At 33.7% G+C, this 5,839-nt stretch carries 4 protein-coding genes and 1 pseudogene; 3 read left to right on the top strand and 2 right to left on the bottom strand.

Annotated elements, in window-relative coordinates:
- Positions 1-203 precede the first annotated feature (203 nt).
- Positions 204-1,496 carry a bifunctional UDP-N-acetylglucosamine diphosphorylase/glucosamine-1-phosphate N-acetyltransferase GlmU gene (gene glmU, locus OZD62_RS04140; RefSeq protein ID WP_275019487.1) on the bottom strand — a complete coding sequence of 431 codons (1,293 nt, stop codon included), beginning with the start codon at positions 1,494-1,496 and terminating at the stop codon, positions 204-206.
- The gene (gene pheS, locus OZD62_RS04145) at positions 1,497-2,540 is read right to left on the bottom strand and encodes a phenylalanine--tRNA ligase subunit alpha (RefSeq protein WP_010082249.1); all 1,044 of its coding nucleotides are present in this window, start codon (positions 2,538-2,540) and stop codon (positions 1,497-1,499) included.
- A 146-nt stretch (positions 2,541-2,686) separates the two neighbouring features.
- On the opposite strand from pheS, the pseudogene OZD62_RS04150 reads away from it, so the two are divergent.
- From OZD62_RS04150 to OZD62_RS04160, 3 genes and pseudogenes are all read left to right on the top strand, one after another.
- Positions 2,687-4,418, top strand: a pseudogene (locus OZD62_RS04150) (hypothetical protein).
- 181 nt (positions 4,419-4,599) lie between these two features.
- Positions 4,600-5,196 (top strand): riboflavin synthase, encoded by a 597-nt coding sequence (locus tag OZD62_RS04155; RefSeq protein ID WP_275019488.1) that lies wholly within the window; start codon positions 4,600-4,602, stop codon positions 5,194-5,196.
- A gap of 57 nt (positions 5,197-5,253) precedes the next feature.
- On the top strand, positions 5,254-5,839 hold a 586-nt coding region (locus OZD62_RS04160), incomplete at its 3' end, for a CvpA family protein (protein ID WP_275019489.1).

Raw genomic sequence — 5,839 nt, forward strand, 5'->3', positions numbered from 1 at the left:
ATAAGACGCCGATACATTAAGTAATCCTTACCTTTTAATCTGCAGATTGGCGAAAGCAAATACAATAGCTTCACTGTGATGATAAGGGGGCTGGCGGAGTTTGTCAAGGAAGTTTTTTTGTTTCTATTCCCAATAAAAGTTTGTTATATGGTTATGCAAGAAGTCTAATATTAAAAATGACACAACAACATAATTAAATTAGACTACTTTATTCTCTTAGTTACTTGCTTTTCTCTTGCTATTGCAAGGCTTTTTTCTGGTACATCCTCAACTATAACACTACCTGCTGCAATTACAGATTCATCATGAATATTAAGCGGCGCAATTAGTGAGCTATTGGCGCCAACAAAGCAATTGCTCCCTATATTCGTTTCATGTTTATTTTTCCCATCATAATTACAAACAATAGTGCCTGCTCCTATATTACTCTCCTGCCCTACTTTAGCATTTCCTATATAACTTAAGTGTTTTATTCTAGTGTTTTGACCAACTTCACTTGTTTTCACTTCCACAAAATTTCCTATTTTTGCCTTATTACCAATTGTTGTGTTTCCGCGTATTCTGGTAAATGGACCGACCTCAGCATTACTTTTAATTAAGCAGTTTTCTAAATGCGAAAATGGCAGTATTTTCGCACCAGACTCTATTTTCACTCCAGTACCGAAAAAAACATATGGGTAAATAACTGAATCTCTGGCAATTTGCGTATCAAGAGAAAAGAAAACAGTCTCTGGTGCAACAAGCGTTACTCCGGAGTCGGTAAAAATTTTTCTTTTATTTTCTTGAAAGTAAAACTCAGCTTTTATAAGGTCATTTCTGTTATTTATTCCCGTTGCTTCTTCTCCACCGGTAATAACGTAACCGACATTTAAATTACTCTTCACTGCAATGGAAACTATATCGGTCAAGTAATATTCATGAATTGAGCTATTGCACTCTATTTTCTCCACCAATTCACGTAAATTCTTTGCACATGCAACCATTATTCCAGCATTTGCAAGAAATTCTTCATGATTATTTTTATCACTCTTTGCTTCTACGATTTCTCTTAAGGAACCATTCTCAATAATTAACCTACCGTATTCTTTATTGCTTGTCCTAAAACCTAGGCAAACTAGAGCCTTGCCTTCTAAATAACTAATCATTTTAGTTATTGTGCTGCTTTTTATGAGCGGAGTATCCCCATACTGCACAACAACTATGCTTGAATCTGGCAATTCTCTTAGGTTTCTCATCGCAGTTTTGACCGCATCTCCCGTGCCAAGTGTTAATTCTTGTGTAATTAACTGTATATCCTTAAAACACTTTAGTCTTTCAATTAAAGGCTGATCAACTACAACAGCAATATTTTCAGGATTTAACTGTTTTGCATTGTAAATGACATGCTGGAGCATGGAAAAACTGCCTATTTTGTGTAGGACCTTAGGCAAATCTGAATTCATCCGCCTGCCATGCCCTGAAGCAAGTATAACGAACGTATGAGTTTTACTTATCACTTATCTTAAAGATGAAAAATGAAAACCGTAATGATCAAGCCAGCTGATTTTGTTGTCATAAAAGCTCCTCAAGTCGCTAATTTGATATTTTAGCATTGCAAGCCTTTCTATACCAATGCCAAACGCAAAACCGTTGTATTTAGTATGGTCTATTCCAACATTTTGAAATACATTTGGATGCGTCATACCGCATCCCAGTACTTCTATCCATTTACTACCTTTATAACTTATGTCCACTTCCGCAGAAGGCTCGGTAAAAGGGAAAAAACTATTACGAAAACGTATCTTCAGCCCTTTATCGCCAAAGAACTTATTAAGGAAGTGATGAATAGTAAATTTTAACTGGCCCATATTGACATTCTCATCGACATATAACCCCTCTATTTGATGGAACATAGGGGTGTGAGTTGCATCAAAGTCGTTTCTGTATACTCTACCTGCGGCTACTATTTTAATTGGGAATTTTTTTGTTTTTTCCATGGTTCTAATCTGTACAGATGAGGTGTGAGTGCGCAGTACCATTCTTTTATCATCTATTTTATTCTTTAAGTAGAAGGTATCTTGCTCCTCTCGTGCAGGATGATGACTTGGAGTATTCAGTGCATCAAATACATGAAATTCATCTTCAATGTCAGGGCCATCAACTGCCTTAAAACCCATATGTGCAAAAATAAGCTTTACTTCATTTAGAACCTTACTGAGTGGATGGACCTTGCCAATTTTTTCTGGCCTCGCAGACAACGTGATATCAACTGCCTCGTTCTGCAATTTAAAGTTAACTTCTTCGGCTTTTAGTATATTCTCCTTATTCATTATAAGCTGATCTAGCTTATTACGTAAAACGTTGATAACTTCGCCTAAATTGCGCTTTTTTCCTGCGTCTTCTATCTCTTTTAAGTTGTCAAAATAAGCTTTAATTACACCCTTTTTTCCCAAATACGATAGCCTAACTTTTTCTAAATCTTGTAAAGAAGAAGCATTCTCAATTTCGGAAACTGCTTTATCTTCAAGTGAAAGTATGTCATCTAATAACTCTTTATTCATCTTAAAAACGCTGGCTTAAACTTTCATTATAGTGAAATTTTAAATATCATCAACAATCCGAAAAATTGCCCTATTCTGATTATTAATTTATTGACTGATTAATCTTTTTTATTTACCTTTGCGTTGATGAATTTGCTGTATCAACTATGCACAACAGTAATACTGAAACTAAGAATAAGTATAAAATAGAGGATTTACCTAAGCTCTTTAAGGAAAAATCCAGAAACATAAGTAAAGCATTTTCTAGCGAAACAATTAAGATCAGTACTATTCGCTCGAGAAGTATTGAAAGTAATATACAAGAATTTTCATTTGAGCTAACAGCAACAGATAAAGACACCTTTAATATAAGATTATTTCGAATAAACTCTTTAATTAATTTTTTCAAAATCTGCCTTTCCCGGGAAAAAAAATTTTACAGCCAACATAAAAGTGCCCAAAGAAAGCAGTGAACTATATAATAACTACTGTAAAACTAACAGTTATAAAACTGTAGAAGAATTCGTAAATAGTGCTCCGCCTCAAATCCTTCTGCAGGGCACAACGATAACGCTACAAACAGACGTTGAAAACATTAACCTGGACAACTTGTACCAAATCGAGTTATTTCTAAATGAAAAGCTACAACATGCAGAAAAAACTGAAAATGAAGACAAAAAAGAACAGAGTGAAACTAACCAAAAAAATGCACAAAATAAACAAATCGTACCAGTTACAGGCTCATTTGGCTTCGATGTAACAAATAATGGAAAACAAGTTACACGTGTTTCGATAGTAGTTGCTGCAATGCATGAAAACGTTTTCTGGTTTAGATCTTTTTTCTGTCTACCCAATTTTTTTAATACGTCACAATTCTTTTCCCAACAATTGCCAAAATTTTCTATACAGAGCAACAATATACCATTTGGTGTTATTCCAGCGTTTGACCAGGAAAAAAGAAACATGGATCCAAGTAGTCAAGCTACTCGGATGACAGGGGGTAGTATAGAAAATCCAATACCTCAAGAAGCAGAACAGAATGTAGGTCAAACTACTTCGCACACAGAGTATTTTAAGGCTAACAGAAAAAAGAAGTCAAAAAAGCAGACCAAAGAACTATCAGAGAAAGAAAAACCATTAGCCATAAAACAAGCACAAAATGATGCTAGAGTAGCTATGATAGATAACCAAATTGAGCACAGGGGGAAAAAACTCGATAAAATATTTATTGAAGTGATGAGTGGATACAAAAATCAAGATCCAGAAACATTTTGCAATATTTTCAGCTCAGTATTCAATATTGTTTACTTTCAAGATAAACAATTACATGCAATATTAGAGCCAGGCGAGATATCAGAAGTATTACAGATACTCGAAAGGCCACAACCTCTTAGTAACTCACTTTTAGGTAAAGAATATTTACAAAAACAAGTATATAGAAAAAAAGAGCAATTGCTTAAATTAGTTTCAGGTGTTTATATACAACAACCTTCTCCACAACATGAAAATACTCCTCATAAATCTACAAACCCTTTACCAATTAAAGATCTTTCACCAGCAACAAATGAAGCTAAAACTCTACCACCTACTAACATTACACTCAAATCATCATTAAAAACTGTATTTTCCTCAAAAAAGGCTTATTTTTGTCTATTTATAATAGTAGCATCTGCATCAACACTTTGCTTATGGCATTTTCCGTTAGGAAAAGTGTCAATGTTAAAAGGATTAGTGCCACCAGAAAAAAGAGAAAGTATTGGGCTAGCATTGAACATAGGGTTACCAATATTAACTGCATTATGTGTTCTGAGTTTGGCTTATTTCATATATTCTGAATATTCTATAGAATCTATTGAACAAGTAAGTGAAAACGATCCCCTTTCTCGCGCCTATAGCTAGTGCAGGCTCAGTTTTCCTACGTCATACCGTCACGGTATCTCTAGATCCCGCTAACACGTAGCGGGATGACGAATTTGTCGTTTTTTAAATTGTCGGTAAACCAGAATTACTTTAACTATAACAAAATAGAAATAAGTTGTTGTAAAAAATTTTTCATGGTAAAATTATTTATTTTCACCATATGTTTAAAGGAATTATCACGGATATCGGGACTATAACTGATACTACCACTCACTCCAACTCTGATCAAATTTTCCATATCAAGACACAAAATTTATCCTCTATAAATGAAGGAGATTCAATAGCTTGCTCTGGTGTGTGTTTAACTGTTGTTGATATAATGAGCGATACATTTACAGTCCAAGCATCTCAAGAAACTATGAAGGTTGCTAACTTAAATACGTGGAGAATAGGAAAAAAAATAAATCTCGAACAAGCAATGAGATTAAGCGATAAGATCGATGGCCACCTGGTTCAGGGTCATGTTGATGGGATAGTAAAATTTTTAACAATTAATCAAAATTTAGATTCTCATGAAATCAAACTATCGTGCCCACAAGAATTAATTAAATTTGTTGCAAAAAAAAGCTCCGTTACACTAGATGGGGTTTCCCTCACAGTGAATTCAGTTATTAATCAGGAATTTACAGTAAATATCACTCCCTATACATGGGAAAATACAACTTTTCAGTACAACAAAGTAAATGATTATTTGAATTTAGAAATTGACATGATCGCTAGGTATTTAGATCAATTGATGCAGCATCAATACAATTAATTTTACAACCTTGTTATTTACAACTATTATATCTTGAAAACCATATAGATATAAAACATGCTTTTCGATAGCCTAATTATCTTCATTGTTGTTCTATGCGTAATAATCTCGGTAACTAGAGGCTTTATAAAAGAGCTATGCGCACTAATGTTTCTATTTTTATCGGTCTTTCTGACAGCTAATCACTATGATTTTTTCGCTCCAAATTATAGTAAATATTTTGATTCTAAAGTTACACTAAACATACTTTCTACAATCTCTGTATTTATTATACTTAATCTTATATTCATGATAATAAATAACTGGCTAATGTACATATTATCACCCATAAGGTTGGGGTTTATCGATAGAGTTACTGGAATCTTTCTCGGAGTGCTTAAAGGAATATTGCTCTCTTATGTATTATTTTTTGCTGTGCACTTATATTGCTATACAGTATATGACAAAAAAGAGGGAGAGTATAAAATAGAAGCAGAAGACATATTGCCTAATTGGATAATAAATTCACACTCTTATCAGGCTTTATTTGTGACAGCAGAAGAAGTAATTGACATGTATGTACCAGAGTCGTTGATACTAAAAATAAAAGAGATCGGTGGAGAAATGGTTGAGCAAGAAAAACCTAAAAACAATAAAAAAGAAG

It is taken from the genome of Wolbachia endosymbiont of Drosophila seguyi (genome assembly GCF_028981765.1).
In the GTDB taxonomy this organism is placed as follows: domain Bacteria; phylum Pseudomonadota; class Alphaproteobacteria; order Rickettsiales; family Anaplasmataceae; genus Wolbachia; species Wolbachia pipientis.

Coding starts and splice junctions, on each gene's coding strand:
- pheS (WP_010082249.1), bottom strand. CDS start 2,540: ATGAATAAAGAGTTATTAGATGACATACTTTCACTTGAAGATAAAGCA.
- OZD62_RS04155 (WP_275019488.1), top strand. CDS start 4,600: ATGTTTAAAGGAATTATCACGGATATCGGGACTATAACTGATACTACC.